Raw genomic sequence first — 16,820 nt, forward strand, 5'->3', positions numbered from 1 at the left:
CCAAAATCAGGTTATTTACCGAATGCTTGTTCGTATTGTTTGGCATCAAAGCCGATTAACGCAATACCGTCTTGTAAAATAATCGGACGTTTAATTAAGGTCGGCTGGTCTTGCAATACTTTTAATGCCGTTGCACGATCCAGATTATTTTTAACCGCTTCATCTAAATTACGCCACGTAGTCGAGCGTTTATTAACCAGACTTTCCCAGCCGAAAGCGGTTTCGGCATGCTGCAAGAAATCAACGGATAGCCCGTCTATTCGGTAGTCATGAAGTTGGTGAGATATATTGTTATCTGTAAGCCATTTAAGTGCTTTTTTTACGGTATCGCAATTTTTAATACCATATACGCGGATTGTCATAGATTGTATCCTTGATTAATAAATAGAAAAGATTACTTTAGTGTTTTTTTTCTATCGAAACAAGCATTGTTCATAAAAGTACTATATACTCTAATCTATTATTCGGTGGGTTATTAGCCAAATAATGTTTATTAATTAGAAAAATTTATAATCGATAGCCGTGTTTATTTGTATAATTTACGGAATATTTTTTTAGGTATTACTTAAATGAAAAAACTTACTTTTAAAAGTATAACATTAGCCTTAACGTTGATGTTGGCGGCCTGCGGCAGTCATAAGGATACGAATGTATCCGGCTTATCCGAGCCGGAGTATAAAATCTCGGATGCGGATATGAATAAGTGGATCATTGAAAAAAATAAAGTGGAGCAGTGCTTATTCCCTAGAAAAGGATCCGCTAAAAATTCCAAATTGTCGGAGTCTAATCGTTTTGTTTATCAAATGGCGGCTTACAATAGAACCCTTAGTCAGATTATTGGCGAAGACGATTATCAAACGCTGATGCAAGACCCTGCATCTCAGCAATATTTAGCGGAAAGACTGGCGAAGTTAGGTCATTCTAAAAGTGTAAAAATTGAGAAGAAATGGTGTAACGAGCTGAGAGCGGATTACCAAAAATTTAATAAGGCAACGAAAACGGCAAAGTCCGCCGCAAAGAAAGCCACAGGGAAATCTAAACAAGCTAAAAAGACGGTAAATAAAAAATCACAGAAAGTAGCGAGAAAAGAGGCGGAAGAAAAAGACATACCGTATATCGGCGGTATTAATGAAAGGGTGCAAGATACTTCCAGTATGAAAGCCTCTTCCCAAGGCAGGGCGAATACGGCGGAAGATAATTCCTATCAAGAACCGAAAGCACCGAACGGTCGCATTAAAGTCAATTGGGATCCGGTAAAAAACGAAGTATATTCTTACTAAATACGCAACAAAAAAGAGATGTGAATATTAACTCACATCTCTTTTTTTATTTATTCGCATTCCGCTACCGCTTGCCATACTTTCAACATATCGGCGGTTTCCGCTACATCATGCACGCGAATAATCTTCGCCCCGTTTTGTACTGCAATTAACGCCCCGACAGCCGATGCCGTTACACGTTGTTCAACCGGTTTACTGGTGACCGCACCAAGCATCGACTTACGAGATAAACCGGCAAGCACCGGAAAACCGGCATCCGAAAAGACTTTCAAATGTTTAAGTAGCGTAAAGTTATGCTGGACACTTTTGCCAAATCCAAAGCCGGGATCGAGAATAATATGTTCTTTAGGAATCCCTGCGGTGATACATTCAAAAATGCGTTGATTGAGAAAATCCGCGACTTCTTCCAATACATCATCATACTCAGGTTTTTGCTGCATATTCTGCGGATTACCTTGCATATGCATTAAACAGACCGGCAGACCTAATTCTACAGCTATGTCTAGCGCATTCGGCTCGGTTAAGGCTCGAATATCATTCAGAATATCCGCTCCTGCAATAGCGGCTTGCTTAAACACTTCCGCCTTAGAGCTATCCACCGAAATTAAGCAATCAAAACGGGAACGCACCGCTTCTACCACAGGCACAACCCGCTCTAACTCTTGATCAAGGGTAACAATTTGCGCATTCGGGCGTGTAGATTCCCCACCAATATCAATAATGCCAGCTCCCTCTTTTAGCATTTTTTCCGCTTGAAAGAGGGCTTTATCCAGCGAAAAAAACTGCCCCGAATCGGAAAAAGAATCAGGAGTAAAGTTTAAAATACCCATAATTTGTGGCTGGGTCAAATCTAACAAGCGGTCATTTTTTTGCAGATTTTTGAAATGGATTTTCACGCTATTTCTCCGCCCTTAATTTGACTAATACGCCCTTAAGTGTTTTATCTAATGGTGCGGTAATCACCATTTCTTCCCCACTTTTCGGGTGTTCAAAGCGGATAGAATAAGCGTGTAAAAATAAACGGTGTAAACCGGCTTCTTTCATTTTGCTGTCAAATTCGTTGTCGCCATATTTATCGTCCAACGCGATAGGGTGTCCTGCATATTGAGTATGCACACGGATTTGATGGGTTCTACCCGTAACCGGCGAGGCTTTTACCAAAGTCGCATTCGCATAACGCTCTTCAATGCTAAAGCGAGTTTCTGAAGGTTTGCCCTCTTCGCTCACTCGCACAATGCGCTCACCACTTGCCAATTCGTTTTTTAGCAACGGAGCTTTAATCACTTTGGTGTGAGCTTGCCACTGACCACGTACTAATGCCAAGTAATCTTTTTGCACCACTTTTTCCCGCAACTGTTCGTGTAGGCTACGCAACGCCGAGCGTTTTTTTGCCACCAATAAAATACCGGAAGTGTCGCGGTCAATACGGTGAACCAGCTCTAAAAAACGGGCTTGTGGACGTAACGCTCTTAACGCTTCAATCACACCAAAACTCAAGCCGCTTCCGCCGTGTACCGCAATGCCAGAGGGCTTGTTGATAACCAACATCACCTCATCTTCATACAGAATTTGATCTTCCAGCTCTGCCACTTTATTCAATTTGGTTGAAATTGGGGCTTCATTCTTCTCCGCTACACGCACCGGTGGTACACGCACCACGTCATCAGGCTGAAGTTTATATTCAGGCTTGATTCGCCCTTTATTTACCCGTACTTCGCCTTTACGCACAATACGGTAAATCAAACTTTTCGGCACACCTTTAAGTTTGGCTAATAAAAAATTATCTAAACGCTGCCCGGCCTCATCTTCACTGATGGTAAAAAATTGAACGCTGGCACTAATTACTTTTTCTGTTGTCATTTTTGCTTTCTTCATAAAAAAATCATACAAATTCTATCATACCCCTGCCAATTAGAAGACTACAAGCGGTTAAATTTCCCTAATAATTTGCAATATTTCATAGAAATTAAATTTCTTACCTATAACCCACTCAAATAACCATAAAAAAATTATTGAATTATTCTGCTTCCACTCTAAAATACCCACCACTAATCCATAATCAAAATAAGGCCTTTACAATGAAATTAACGAAAATATCTCTATCTATGGCTGCCTGCTTGGTCAACACACAACTCTACGCAACTGTCGAACTTGACACTGTTCACGTAAAAGGAAACACGAAATCAGTACTTTCCGGTAAATATGAATTTGATCAAAAAAATTTAACAACCAAATTACAGACTAACTCAAATGTGAGTGATGCCTTAGTTTCGTTACCTTCAGTTCGAGTATCTAATAACAAAAACGGCAATACATTAGGTGAAATTGCTCCGCAAAATATTTCTTTTCACGGTGAGCGTTATTACAACAATAATTTTATGCTCAATGGTATAGGAATTAATGATAATGTTAATCCTATCGGCTTGGGTGAAGATTCATTATTAAAATCTGATATGACTAAAACAATCGATCCTCAATATATGCCTGCAGGGCATCCTCAAGCATTTTGGTTGAGTACCGATCTAGTTGATACGTTAGAGGTTTATGACCGTAATGTGCCTAGCCAATATGGAAACTTTACCGGCGGTGTAGTGAATGCAAAATTAAAAGAACCTGATTTCAAACGTGCATCCGGTTCTGTATCTTACCGAACAACCCGAGATGCTTGGACTAAATTCCACTTGGAAGGGCAGTATAAAAATGAATTTTATCGTGCCAATTCACCTTTATTACAACCTAAATTTACTAAGCACGAATATACGATTCAGCTAAATCAGCCACTTACAGAACGTTCCGGATTGCTATTTGCTTATAGCCGTCAGCAAAGTTCTGTACCTCAGCATCAACAGTATTTGCACAAATGGACTAATCGCTATCGTCGTAACGAAACGTTACTTGCAAGCTATAAAAATGAATTAAATGAGAATAACCGTTTAACGATTAATGGAATTTATTCTACTCATCAAGCAGATGAATATCTGGAAAATGCGGTAGATGGTCGCTTTAGATTAAGTGGCGGTGGTTTTTTAACTAATATTAAATGGGAGAATTACAACGTTCTTGGCTTGCTAACTAGTGAGTTAGCTTATCGAAATAACCGAAATCAAACTAAATACGATTCGGATACGCTTTATCGTTATACCAAAACTAAAAGTATTGACTGGATTTCTGATCCAAATACAGGAGAAGCGATAAAAGGTGGTATCGGTAAACGTTATACTCAGCAACAAAGTTTGCAGCTAAAACAAAATCTGGATTTCAATAAATTTGAAATCGGCAGCACTATTCATGAAATGAGTGCCGGTTGGGAATGGCAACAAAATACATCAAGATTAAAGCAACCTAAACTTGCAAAGCAGTATGCTGGAGCTGCCGACTATTATAAAGGTGAAGTATTTAATATTGAAAATTGTACATATTGTATTCCCAAAGAACAATATTTCAAATATAGGGTTCATTACTTACCGATAGATGGGAAAGTTAAACATAATCGTTTTGCCTCCTATTTACAAGACAAAATCGTTTGGAATAACTTCACTTTTGTGCCGGGCGTACGTTTTGACTACACGCAATTTACCCGTAAATGGAACATTGCTCCAAGAAGTTATATTGATTATAACCTGTTAGGTAAAGACCAAACTCATCTTATCGCTGGTTTCAATCGCTACTACGCAGGAGATTTAGTTGATTATAAATTACGTTCTGCCTTCAATTTTGAAGACCATTATAACAGAGAGTCTTACAACAGTCCTTGGGAGCTAGACAGATCTATCTTACATATTGCCTATAAAGGAAGTAAACTTAAAACACCTTATAGCGATGAAATTAATGCCGGAATCAGTCAAAAAATTTCAAATAGCTTATGGACATTCAAATGGGTACAACGCAACAGCAAAGATCAGTTTATGACCCAAATTGATTCTGATGTAAAACCCCAACAACGTTGGCTATCTAATTCAGGACGAAGTAAACATAATACCTTTAGTTTAGAAATAGAAAGTATCGAACCTATCGATTTGTCTTTTATGGCTCTTAAATGGCAATTCGGTGTTGCTTTTAATAAGAGTAAAACTAATCAAACAAATGATTACACCCAGCGAGATTGGAAAGATTACGGCATAACTAAAATGCTTCATAAAGATAAATTACAATCAATTGAATATCTTCCTGCAAGAAACTTCAATACCCCTTGGAAAGGTTATTTACAGCTGGAAAGTTATTTTCCATCACTTAATTTAAACTGGGCACAGCGTATTAATTATGAATCATCTAGTAAAGATTATACCTTTAAAGGTTTTAGATGTACTTCTGAAAAATCGGTATGTAACAACTATGAGGGATTGGTTGCTCGTGTATATGAAACAGCAAAACCACGCCACATTACGCTTGACTGGTTCTTTAATTGGAAAAAAGAACTAGGGCAACATAAAGCATTTTCAGTTAATGTAAGTGTACTTAATGTGCTTAACCGTAAGTTACTGGCAAATAAAATCACCACCGATGATGAAAACTATTACCAAACATACCGTGCCGGTAGACAATTTTGGCTCGGTGCAAAATATGAGTGGTAATTACCATTCTTGCAAAGTTTTGTAATAAAAGATTTATTTTAGTGCCGTACTAATTATAATTCCATTGTATTAATTCATATTTAATACAATGGAATTATTTCTTTCCAGCCTCAGCTATTACGTTGAGAAAATATCAACTTTTTAAGGAAAATAAAATGTCAGCAGAAAAAGCTACTGAAACTACACCAAATATCAATGTTGTTGCGGAAACGGAAAAAGCGATTAATAAAGTCAGCAATATGGATTTCAACACTATGTTCAATGAGTGGATTATCCCTTACGGTACAAAAATTCTGCTTGCGATTGCGATTTTTGTGATTGGTAAGTTTCTTGCCCGAGTAATTAGCACCTTATTGGGTAAAGCAGCATTGAAATCAACCAAAGATGAAATGCTACAAAGTTTTATTTCCTCTATCAGCTACTTCTTATTGCTCTTAATTGTCGTCATTGCTGCCCTTTCACAACTCGGCATTAATACCAGCTCATTGGTTGCCTTAATCGGTGCAGCAGGTTTGGCGATTGGTTTATCTCTGCAAAACTCACTACAAAACTTTGCGGCAGGTGTGATGTTATTAATCTTCAAACCGTTCCGTAAAGGCGATTTAATCGAAACCGGCGGTATGACCGGTACGGTTGAGCAAATGGGCTTATTAGTGTTGGAACTGCGTACCGGCGATAACAAAACCGTATTAATTCCGAACGGTAAAGTGTTCTCGGACAGCATTGTAAATTATTCGGATAATGAAACTCGCCGTATTGATTTTACATTTGATATTTCATACGAATCAAACTTAAAAGAGGCGAAGGATATTGTGACTCGCATTTTAGAAAATGATGCGCTAGTCTTAAAAGATCCGGCATTTGTCGTAGCAGTCGGTGCATTATCTGCGCATAGTGTACAACTTGTAGTGCGTCCTTGGGTGAAAACAGCAGATTACTGGACGGCATACTGGGGAATTACCGAAACGGTAAAACTCGAATTTGATAAAGCGGGAATTGAGATTCCGTATAATCAAATGAGCTTACATCTTGCCGATAGTAAAGCGATTGCGATTGAAAATAAATAATTATTTGAGACATAAATAACAGGCGGTCGGTTTTTTGGTAAATTTTACCAAGAATCCGACCGCTTTTTTGTTGTTCGGTAAATGCATAAAATAGTATCAAAAAGCGGAAAAGTCGCTTAGAATCTGATCAACTTTATAAAAGTTATAATCATTTTACCTATTTCTAATAAACTTTCTTATATATGGAATGAACTTATGTCAAAACAACTCAACTTTGTGATGATTTCGCCGCATTTCCCGACTAATTTCGAGACGTTCGCCGTCCGAATGAAGGAAAAAGGCATTAATACGTTAGGTATCGCCGACACGCCTTATGAGCAGCTCAGTGATAATTTAAAAGCGCATTTAACCGAATATTATCGTGTCGATAATATGGAAGATTACGATCAGGTTTATCGTGCGGTAGCCTATTTCGCGCATAAATACGGACGTATTGACCGTGTTGAATCGCATAACGAATATTGGCTTGAGCTGGATGCCAAATTACGTACCGATTTCAACGTGTTCGGTTATAAAAATGAGGATATGCTCACGATTAAAACCAAAGCGCAAATGAAAGAAGTATTTCGCAAGGCCGGTTTGAAGGTGGCAAAAGGACGTGTATTTAAAGACGAACAAGACGCTCGCAAATTGACAAAAGAGCTGAAATTCCCAGTAATCATTAAACCGAACTCGGGTGTTGGCGCATCGGATACTTATAAAGTGCGTAATGAAGCGCAGTTAAATGAATTCTTCGCCGTTCAAAATCCGCAAGTCGAATATATTATGGAAGAATTTATTGACGGAGATATTGTGACTTTTGACGGCTTAACCGATCACGAGGGCAATATCGTGTTCTACTCCAGCCTCGAATATTCCGAAGCGGTGTTAGACACGGTGGAAAAAGACGGCGATATGTTTTATTACGTCCCACGTGAAATCTCACCGAAATTAGTCGAGTTAGGCAAAATTTGTGTGGAAGCCTTTAAAGTGCGTGAGCGATTCTTCCACTTTGAGTTTTTCCGTGTGAAAAAAAACGGCGAATTATTACCGCTTGAAATCAACTGTCGTCCGCCGGGCGGTTTAACCATTGATATGTGGAACTATGCGAACGATTTTGATGTGTTCCGCGAATACGCCAATATCGTGACGGAAAATAAATTCTATGCTGACATTACCCATCCGTGGAATGTGGTATATATCTCACGTAAAGCGAACCAAAATTATCTGAACAGTATTGAGGACGTTTGCCGTCAGTATGCCGACAATATTATCAGCGTACAAACCGTACCGGGCGTATTTGCCAAAATTATGGGCGAACACGGCATTTTAGTTCGCACCGAAACGATGGAACAATTACGTGAAATTGTCCGTTTTGCACAACAAAAACAGTAAAAGGAGCTAACCATGCATTTTGAAAGAAGAAGTCATTGGAGTGGTGAATTAGGTCGTGAAATGCACTTTAATGTGTATGGTCATGCCGGTAAACCGGTAATCGTGTTTCCTTCCTCGGGAGGTAATCAAAATGAATACGGTAACTTCGGTATGATTGAGGCTTGCCGTGAATTTATTGATCGCGGTTTAATCAAGTTCTACACACCGGATTCTTACGATAGCGAATCGTGGTTGGCGTTACACAAATCCGGTCACGATATGGCGTTGGCACATAACGCTTACGACCGTTATATCGTCCACGAATTAGTACCGCTAATCCGTCACGAATCAAACTGGAACGGTACGATGATCGCCACCGGCTGTAGTATGGGTGCGTTCCATTCGGTTAATTTTGCACTACGTCATCCGGATCTGTTTGATACTACGATTGCACTGAGCGGCGTTTATGACGCTCGTTTCTTTACCGGCGAATTTTACGGCGATCCGACCGTCTATTTTAATTCGTCTATCGATTCGCTTTGGGGACAAAATGATGATTGGTTCTTAAATCGTTACCGTCAAAATCATTTTATTATTGCGGTTGGACAAGGTGCTTGGGAAGAACAACACGTGGAAGATACCCGCCGTTTACAAGAAGCGTTTAATGCGAAAGGGATTCAAGCGTGGTTTGATTATTGGGGGCATGATGTGGAACACGATTGGCCGTCATGGCGTAAAATGATGTCGTACTTCTTAGCTAAATTGGCGGAGCAACATATTATCTAAACGCGCCCCTTTCTCAAAATACAAGCGGTTAAATTCTGCAGAAAACTTGCAAAATTTAACCGCTTGTTTGTTTTTTTCCGCTCTATTTTCCCATTAACGAAAAACTTAAAAATTCTACAAAATGATTCGCCCAATGTATTTCATGGTGGGTTTCATTCGCCATAATTTTCAGCCGAATGTTATCAATCGGATGAAAAGTGCGAAGCAGTGCTTGATAGTAATAAAGCGAACTATTGATATAAGCCTGATTCATATTGGAAATATACTGCGCACCCATATCATCGCCTTCATTTGTGCCGACTTGAATAAACACTTTACTCGCTTTATTCAGCGGATGACGATGCACAAAATCCAAAAAGGCGGATTCGCTAAACCAAGAAGCGGAAGAAAATACGCCCAAATGGCCGAAGGTATCCGGATAAGCCGCGCCCATATAGGCGGTAATAATGCCGCCCATTGAACTGCCGGCTAACAGCGTATGCTCACGTTGCGGTTTGGTACGATAGTGAGCGTCAATAAACGGCTTTACCGTATTTACTACCCAATGCCCGTATTCCGCGCCCATACCGCCGGCATTACGCGCTTCCGGCGTATGTCCGACATCGGTTCGCCACGGAGCGTATTCGTCCAGACGGTGTACCGTCGCATTATCGATTCCGACAATAATCAGTTTCGGAAATTCTTGGTGACTTTTAATAGTCGGAATAATTTTCCATGAATAGCCGGAATAAGATTCTTTGCTATAAAACACATTCTGCCCGTCGTGCATATACAATACCGGATAGGTTTGCCAATTTTCTTTGTGATAATCTTTCGGGAGCAGCACGCGAATGCGGCGGTGATGATTGTAGTAAGGCACATACAGAAAATGTTCTTCCATTTTCAGATAGTATTTATCCAAATTCATTTTATATTCCATCATTTCACAATATTCAGATTAAGATCGTAACGTTTTTTATTTATCGAACACAAGCGATTTTATAGAAGATTTAAAACGAGATGACAGGGAGAAATAAAGAAAATAAAAGCGGTTATTTTTTGCAAAATATTGCGTAAAAATAACCGCTTGGAATCAGCTTAGATCGCGTAATCGTCTTTTAATAGATGCTTATAGGCAAACAGATAAGATGCGCCGACGAATGCCGCACCGCCGGTTACGTTACCTAAGAACACCGGAATCATATTAAAGAAGAACTGCCCCCAAGTCACATCAGCGCCCGCCCAAATGCCCGCCGGAATAATAAACATATTCGCCACGAAATGTTGTAAGCCGATTAATACGAAGGTCATCACCGGGAACCACATCGCTAAAATTCGTCCGGAAGTTTGTTTTGCACCGAAGTAGAACCAAATTCCCATACACACCATCCAGTTACAGGCGATTGCCGAGATAAATGCACGCCCGAAGTCCATATGGACTTTCGCTTCCGCAATCGCAATAGTTTTCGCCGCCGAAACGCCTTCCGCCAAACCGACATAATGCCCGAGGAAATACGCCATAGAAACTGCGCCGACTAAGTTGCCTAAACTGACAATCACCCAGTTACGCACTAATTTCGGTAAACTGACTTTTTTACTGAATTTACCTAACGCCATCAGCATCATATTGCCGGTCGCCAGTTCGCCGCCGCCGATCAAGATACAAATTAAGCAAATCGGGAAAACCGCTGCGCCTAATAAGTTGGCGAGTCCGCTCCATTCCGGCGGAATACCGCTGACCACTTTTAAATAAGCGATATAACCGAAACTCACATAGCCGCCGCCGAGAAAACTTAAAATGGCGAGCATTTTTAAACTGCTTTGCGATTTGGCAAAACTTTTGTCGATAACGTCTTGTAGGATTTCGTGTGGGTAAAGATCTCTATTGTGCATAATGTAAATCAAATGTTAATGAAAAGGATAGGTGAAATGTAGCAGAGCGATAACGTTTAGAGAAAGAATCTGCGGTTATATCTCACGTATTTTGGTTATATGTCGGAAAGTGTGAGCCGTTTCGCAAAATAAGCGGTCATTTTCGGCAAAAATTTTGCAAATGGCATAGTTAGGTTTATACTTTGAAATAATGACATCTTTTACAAAAGGAATAGCTTATGCGTATTGATACCTCAGCACTTTGTGATATTTATTCCGATCAGGTCGATGTAGTCGAGCCAATCTTTTCGAGCTTTGGCGGAGCCTCTTCTTTTTACGGTAAAATTACCACGGTAAAATGCTTTGAAAGCAACGGTTTAATTGCCAGCGTGTTAGAAGAAGAAGGTCAAGGAAGAGTATTGCTGATTGACGGCGGCGGTGCGGTTCGTCGTGCATTAATCGATGCGGAACTGGCGCAACTTGCGCTTGATAACGGTTGGGAAGGAATTATCGTTTATGGTGCGGTTCGTCAGTTGGACGTATTGGAAACGTTGGACATCGGTATTCACGCATTAGCACCGATTCCGGTCGGTGCCGACGATAACGAAATCGGCGAAGTCGATACGCCGGTGAATTTCGGCGGCGTGACTTTCTTCCCGGAAGATTATGTTTATGCGGATTTAACCGGCATTATTCTTTCGCCGGAATTGCTGGATTTAACGGAATTGGAAGAGTAACCCATCGAATATAGAAAACCGACCGCTTGGTCGGTTTTTTGTTTGGTTACATATTTAAATAAAACGCCTTGGTTAGCTGCTTGAACGCTTCGGTATATTGATTATCCGCATCGTAAATCACTAATTCCTGTTCCTCAAGCGGTACGTTTTGCGCTGAAAAACTGGCGATCATACGTTTCGCCGCTTGCCCTTGTTTGGTAATGATTTTGCAAATTTTCGTGCAAAACAGACCGTTTGTTCGGCTTTGTTCCACTAATTTTTCCGCCGCTTCAAAGGGTAAAATAAAGCTGATTTCACCCTGTTCCGCCAACCATTTTTTCGCTTGTAACAGCCAGTCTAAATGACTTTGGGTCGCGGCACGAGCCAAATCTCTTTCGTAAGATCGGGAAGCCAAACTCTCGCTGAAATAAGGCGGATTCGACACGATAAGATCAAACTTTTGGTGAAAGTGATAATCTAAGACATCGCCTTGATAAACTTGCAAGCGGTCGGAAAATGCGGAATTTCGGCAATTTTCAACCGCTTGTCGATAGGCGTTCGGCTCTAATTCAAGCGCGCTAATTTGCGTATTTTCGTCCGTACGCTGTGCCAACATAATTGCCACCAATCCGGTGCCGAGATCTAAGATCTGACGTTTGTGCCGAATATCGGCGATAGCACCGAGTAAGATGCCGTCGGTATTGACTTTCATCGCACATTTGTCGTGAGCGATAAAAAATTGTTTAAATTGGAAACCTTGAGATTTTGTCATAGATGTACAAATTTAATGTGAGATACGCTATAATCGCATTGTTTTTTTACCTCTACAACAGAAGGAAACTAAAATGGGCTTAGAAAACGTACCAGCTGGTAAAGAATTACCAGATGATATTTATGTAGTAATCGAAATTCCGGCAAATGCGGATCCGATCAAATATGAAGTGGACAAAGAAACCGGCACATTATTCGTGGATCGTTTTATGTCTACGGCGATGTTCTATCCGGCGAACTACGGTTATGTAAACCACACGTTATCGTCTGACGGCGATCCGGTTGATGTATTGGTACCGACACCATATCCGTTACAACCGGGTTCGGTAATTCGTTGCCGTCCGGTCGGCGTATTAAAAATGACCGACGAAGCGGGCGGTGATGCGAAAGTGGTTGCGGTTCCGCACACAAAATTAAGCAAAGAATACGATCACATTAAAGACGTAAACGATTTACCGGCGTTATTAAAAGCACAAATTCAACACTTCTTCGAAAGCTATAAAGCGTTAGAAGCGGGTAAATGGGTGAAAGTGGAAGGTTGGGGCGATGTAAACGAAGCGCGCCAAGAAATCTTAGAATCATTCGAACGTGCTAAAAAATAATTGTTGTTTTTAGAACGAGATGCCAAACACTCACAGAGTGCTTGGCATTTTTTTCTATGGCAAATAAATAACCCATTTATTTTCTAGGGGAATAAAATGAAATTGATTAAAAAAATTGGCGCAGCCGCATTTTTAGTTTCAGCGATTGCGGCTTGCGTCAGTACTCAAAGTATTAACCAAGAAGCGGCGCAAAGCTATGCGCAAGTAAAAAGCCAAGCACAAGCGGAAAGAGCGGTAGATGCAAGTTCCGCAACCGCACGCCGTATCCATACGGTATTTAATAAAATGAAGCCTTATGCGGAAAGAGCGAATACGACCGGCGTGCCGTTCCAATGGGAAATTACCGTGTTAAAATCCGACGAAATGAACGCTTGGGCGATGCCGGGCGGTAAAATGGCGTTTTATACCGGATTGGTCAATAAGTTAAACTTAAATGATGACGAAATTGCGACCGTGATGGGACACGAAATGGCACACGCTTTATTGGAACACGGGAAATCGGATCGTACCTTTAATGCGGTAACCGGCATTGCGGCGCAAGTCGGCTCAATCGCTTTACAATCGCAAGGGATTCAAACCAATTTCGGCGGTGTGGATTTGGTCGGCACGGTGGCGGATCTCGGTTTAAACAAGCCGTTTTCTCGTAGCCAAGAAACCGAAGCGGACGAAATCGGCTTAATCTTAATGGCGCAATCCGGCTACAATCCTTCGGCGGCACCGAACGTATGGGTCAAAATGAGTAAAGTCGGCGGCAGCTCGGGCAGTTCTATTTTCTCTACTCACCCGTCAAACGAAGATCGTCAGGAAAATTTACAACGCTTACTACCTGAAGCGATGAAAGTGTATCAAACCAGTAAAAAATAGTTTAAAACAAGCGGTTTAATTTATTCCGTTTTTTGCAATAGGCAGATCGTTTGGATCTGCCTTATTTTTTTGTTTAAAAAACAACCGGTTTAAAACAGTCGTTTTATACATGACACCAAATAGATATAACTAATTGTTTTATAAAGATTATTTATGAAAGTTGATATTTTTTAGAAAGTTATTCACGCTCATTTTTCGAAACTATCACAAATTTATCCACAATTGATGGGGATAAAATCGCAAGCGATGTGAATAAGATAAAGAAAAAAATAAAGATCTGGAAAGTTATCCATATAAAGTATAAAAAGCAGTATATAAAAAGATCCGAAACAAAGAAAAGGGATCATTTTTGCGCATAAATAAAGATCATTGCTCTTATAAATAAAAACAAGGGGTTATCTCGGTTATACTCATTATAAACCGAGCTATTTGACAACTTATCCACAGAGTTATCTACAAAATTGGCTTTAGAGGTTGTTCTAAGACGGAAAGTGTGAAACAATCTCATTCATTTTCTATTTACCTAAAAATAAATAAGGTGGTCAAGTGATCGATTTCGATGGCTACCGCCCAAATGTTGGTATCGTCATTTGTAATAAAGCAGGACAAGTTCTGTGGGCAAAACGGTTTGGACAAAACTCTTGGCAATTTCCGCAAGGCGGGATTAACGAGGGCGAAAACATTGAAACGGCAATGTACCGTGAGCTTTATGAAGAAGTCGGCTTAACTAAAAAAGATGTGCGATTATTATGGGCGTCTAAATATTGGCTGAAGTATAAATTACCCAAACGCTTAGTGCGTAGTGACGGTTCTCAGCCGGTGTGTATCGGGCAAAAACAACGTTGGTTTTTGCTGCAACTTCTCAGTGATGAAAATTTGATTGATTTAAAAACGACTAAAAGCCCGGAATTTGACGGTTGGCGTTGGGTTAGCTTTTGGTATCCGGTGCGTCAGGTGGTTTCGTTTAAGCGCGATGTTTATCGCAAAGTGATGAAAGAATTTGCCAGCGTGCTATTAAATGAATCAAAAAAACCAGAAACGGTTGAAAAACCTCGTGTAGAACGTACGGAAAAGCGCGATTTTCAAAAACGTGATAATCAAAAACGCGAATTTCGCAAATCTGCTCGTACGTGGAACAATTCGCATCAGAAAGGAAAAGCGCAATGATAGAAGTATTTTTGAGTTGTCTTGTCGTAGGTTCGGCGGTCGGCTTCTTAGCCGGTTTATTCGGTATCGGCGGCGGTTTGATCATCGTACCGAGTTTGGTTTATTTATTACCCTTAGCCGGTGTAACGCCGGAGAATTTAATGGCGGCTGCACTCGGTACTTCGTTTTCAACCATTGTTGTTACTGCATTTTCATCGGCGCAACGTCATCACAAATTAGGTAATGTGGATGTACAAGTCAGTAAATATTTCATTCCCGCTTTAATGGTATCGGTCTTCCTTGCAGGCTTAGCGGTAAGCAATTTGGATGCGAAATTGATGTCGAAGATTTTTGCGGTAATGGTGCTGTATTTGGCGGAGAGAATGTTGTTTTCCTTGAAAAAAACGCCTGAAATTAAACCGCTTACCACGCAATCTACTATTGTCGCCGGCGGCGTAATCGGTGCCTTATCCAGTATGGCGGGGATTGCCGGCGGTGCTTTTATCGTGCCGTTTCTAAATAGCCGAGGGTTAGAAATGAAACGTGCGATAGGCACATCCTCATTTTGTGGTGCTTTTTTAGGTTTATCCGGTACGATTAGTTTTATCGCAAGCGGTTGGAATGTAGAAATGATGCCGGACTACTCTTTAGGTTATGTCTATTTACCGGCGTTATTCGGTATAACCTTAACCTCTTATTTTACCTCTAAGCTCGGGGCGAATGCGGCGAATGTCTTACCGGTCGCGACCTTGAAAAAAGCCTTTGCGGTGATGTTGGTTGCGATAGCGATTAATATGTTTGTAAAATAATGCGACGTTTGCTCCCCTCTGTATCAGAGGGGAATTTTTTTAAAGGAATAATATGAACGAACAATTTATTCAATTTCCACAAATTGACCCGATTATTTTTAGTATCGGTCCAATCGCTTTGCGTTGGTACGGTTTAATGTATTTAATCGGTTTCGGTTTTGCTTATTGGCTTGGTATGCGTCGCGCAAAAAACTCCAACGGCGTTTGGACAACCGAACAAGTTGATCAGCTTATCTATACTTGCTTTTGGGGCGTAGTATTAGGCGGACGAATCGGCGACGTATTTTTCTATAATTTCGAGCGCTTGTTACAAGACCCGATGTTCTTATTCCGTATTTGGGAAGGCGGAATGTCATTCCACGGCGGTTTGATCGGTGTAATTGTCGCGATGATTTGGGTTTCTTTCCGCCAAAAACGTAGTTTCTGGAATACGGCAGATTTTATCGCACCGTTGATTCCGTTCGGGCTTGGAATGGGGCGTATCGGTAACTTTATCAATGATGAACTTTGGGGACGTATCACTGATGTGCCTTGGGCGGTATTATTCCCAAGCGGGGGATATTTACCTCGTCACCCTTCGCAACTCTATGAGTTTTTCCTAGAAGGTGTGGTACTGTTCTTCATCTTAAACTGGTTTATCAAAAAGCCCCGTCCGGCAGGTTCGGTAGCAGGACTGTTCTTAATCGGTTACGGTGTGTTCCGCTTCTTAGTCGAATATGTACGTGATATCGACCCGAACGTAAATACGGTAGATGATTTGATTACCCGAGGTCAGTTATTATCGTTACCAATGATTATCGGCGGACTGGCGATTATGATCTGGGCATATTCTCGTAAAAAAGCATAACGACAAGCGGTTGAATTCGTTAGAAATTTTGCAAATTTCCGATGAAATTCAACCGTTTTTTTGCTGCCCGAATTCTGCGAGCTTGATCGAAAAGACACAAAGTCGTAATTGAATCTACCGCAAGATTCTGTAGGCTATGTTCCAAAAAAGGAGCGAA

The 16,820-nt window shown here is 40.7% G+C and carries 17 protein-coding genes; 11 read left to right on the forward strand and 6 right to left on the reverse strand.

From position 1 onward, the window contains the following. Positions 1-11: 11 nt before the first annotated feature. Entirely contained in the window at positions 12-362 is a 351-nt protein-coding gene (locus DY200_RS09770) for an ArsC family reductase (RefSeq protein ID WP_005619049.1), read from the reverse strand. Between the two features lie 207 nt (positions 363-569). Here DY200_RS09770 and DY200_RS09775 point away from each other — a divergent pair, with 207 nt between their 5' ends. After that, the gene (locus DY200_RS09775; RefSeq protein ID WP_115587829.1) at positions 570-1,280 is read left to right on the forward strand and encodes a DUF5358 family protein; all 711 of its coding nucleotides are present in this window, start codon (positions 570-572) and stop codon (positions 1,278-1,280) included. A gap of 50 nt (positions 1,281-1,330) precedes the next feature. Here DY200_RS09775 and folP read toward each other — a convergent pair whose 3' ends face one another. Continuing rightward, positions 1,331-2,176 carry a dihydropteroate synthase gene (gene folP / locus DY200_RS09780; protein ID WP_115587830.1) on the reverse strand — a complete coding sequence of 282 codons (846 nt, stop codon included), beginning with the start codon at positions 2,174-2,176 and terminating at the stop codon, positions 1,331-1,333. Position 2,177: 1 nt separating this feature from the next. Further along, positions 2,178-3,140, reverse strand: a complete 963-nt coding sequence (gene rluC, locus DY200_RS09785; RefSeq protein WP_115587831.1) for a 23S rRNA pseudouridine(955/2504/2580) synthase RluC — start codon at positions 3,138-3,140, stop codon at positions 2,178-2,180. Positions 3,141-3,532: 392 nt separating this feature from the next. On the opposite strand from rluC, the gene DY200_RS09790 reads away from it, so the two are divergent. The 4 genes from DY200_RS09790 to DY200_RS09805 all read left to right on the forward strand — a co-directional run bounded on the left by DY200_RS09790 (position 3,533) and on the right by DY200_RS09805 (position 9,057). Next, entirely contained in the window at positions 3,533-5,851 is a 2,319-nt protein-coding gene (locus DY200_RS09790; protein ID WP_244924200.1) for a TonB-dependent receptor plug domain-containing protein, read from the forward strand. A 155-nt stretch (positions 5,852-6,006) separates the two neighbouring features. Beyond that, complete coding sequence (locus DY200_RS09795; RefSeq protein ID WP_115587833.1) at positions 6,007-6,918, forward strand: mechanosensitive ion channel family protein; 912 nt, start codon at positions 6,007-6,009, stop codon at positions 6,916-6,918. 195 nt (positions 6,919-7,113) lie between these two features. Next, complete coding sequence (locus DY200_RS09800) at positions 7,114-8,292, forward strand: ATP-grasp domain-containing protein (protein ID WP_115587834.1); 1,179 nt, start codon at positions 7,114-7,116, stop codon at positions 8,290-8,292. A 12-nt stretch (positions 8,293-8,304) separates the two neighbouring features. After that, positions 8,305-9,057: an esterase family protein gene (locus DY200_RS09805; RefSeq protein ID WP_115587835.1), complete on the forward strand. Its 753-nt coding sequence runs from the start codon at positions 8,305-8,307 to the stop codon at positions 9,055-9,057. Positions 9,058-9,139: 82 nt separating this feature from the next. Here the strand turns inward: DY200_RS09805 and DY200_RS09810 are convergent, their stop codons facing one another. Then, positions 9,140-9,964, reverse strand: a complete 825-nt coding sequence (locus tag DY200_RS09810) for an alpha/beta hydrolase (RefSeq protein ID WP_115587836.1) — start codon at positions 9,962-9,964, stop codon at positions 9,140-9,142. A 170-nt stretch (positions 9,965-10,134) separates the two neighbouring features. Next, on the reverse strand, positions 10,135-10,929 hold the full coding sequence (locus DY200_RS09815) for a formate/nitrite transporter family protein (RefSeq protein ID WP_115587837.1): 795 nt from the start codon (positions 10,927-10,929) through the stop codon (positions 10,135-10,137). A 218-nt stretch (positions 10,930-11,147) separates the two neighbouring features. Here DY200_RS09815 and rraA point away from each other — a divergent pair, with 218 nt between their 5' ends. After that, positions 11,148-11,645: a ribonuclease E activity regulator RraA gene (gene rraA, locus DY200_RS09820; RefSeq protein ID WP_115587838.1), complete on the forward strand. Its 498-nt coding sequence runs from the start codon at positions 11,148-11,150 to the stop codon at positions 11,643-11,645. Between the two features lie 46 nt (positions 11,646-11,691). Here the strand turns inward: rraA and DY200_RS09825 are convergent, their stop codons facing one another. Next, on the reverse strand, positions 11,692-12,396 hold the full coding sequence (locus DY200_RS09825; RefSeq protein ID WP_115587839.1) for a tRNA1(Val) (adenine(37)-N6)-methyltransferase: 705 nt from the start codon (positions 12,394-12,396) through the stop codon (positions 11,692-11,694). 73 nt (positions 12,397-12,469) lie between these two features. Between DY200_RS09825 and ppa the strand changes: the two genes are divergently transcribed. The 5 genes from ppa (at position 12,470) to lgt (ending at position 16,663) form a co-directional block, all read left to right on the forward strand. After that, a complete protein-coding gene (gene ppa, locus DY200_RS09830; RefSeq protein WP_005599607.1) occupies positions 12,470-12,997 on the forward strand; it encodes an inorganic diphosphatase in 528 nt (175 codons plus the stop codon). Positions 12,998-13,093: 96 nt separating this feature from the next. Continuing rightward, complete coding sequence (locus DY200_RS09835; RefSeq protein WP_115587840.1) at positions 13,094-13,861, forward strand: M48 family metallopeptidase; 768 nt, start codon at positions 13,094-13,096, stop codon at positions 13,859-13,861. 546 nt (positions 13,862-14,407) lie between these two features. Then, positions 14,408-15,028: an RNA pyrophosphohydrolase gene (gene rppH, locus DY200_RS09840; RefSeq protein WP_115587841.1), complete on the forward strand. Its 621-nt coding sequence runs from the start codon at positions 14,408-14,410 to the stop codon at positions 15,026-15,028. Then, positions 15,025-15,816 (forward strand): sulfite exporter TauE/SafE family protein, encoded by a 792-nt coding sequence (locus DY200_RS09845; RefSeq protein ID WP_115587842.1) that lies wholly within the window; start codon positions 15,025-15,027, stop codon positions 15,814-15,816. Before rppH ends, DY200_RS09845 begins: the two co-directional genes overlap by 4 nt. 52 nt (positions 15,817-15,868) lie before the next feature. Continuing rightward, the gene (lgt, locus tag DY200_RS09850) at positions 15,869-16,663 is read left to right on the forward strand and encodes a prolipoprotein diacylglyceryl transferase (RefSeq protein ID WP_115587843.1); all 795 of its coding nucleotides are present in this window, start codon (positions 15,869-15,871) and stop codon (positions 16,661-16,663) included. Positions 16,664-16,820: the final 157 nt, after the last annotated feature.

The sequence above is a fragment of the Actinobacillus lignieresii genome (assembly GCF_900444945.1).
Classification (GTDB): domain Bacteria; phylum Pseudomonadota; class Gammaproteobacteria; order Enterobacterales; family Pasteurellaceae; genus Actinobacillus; species Actinobacillus lignieresii.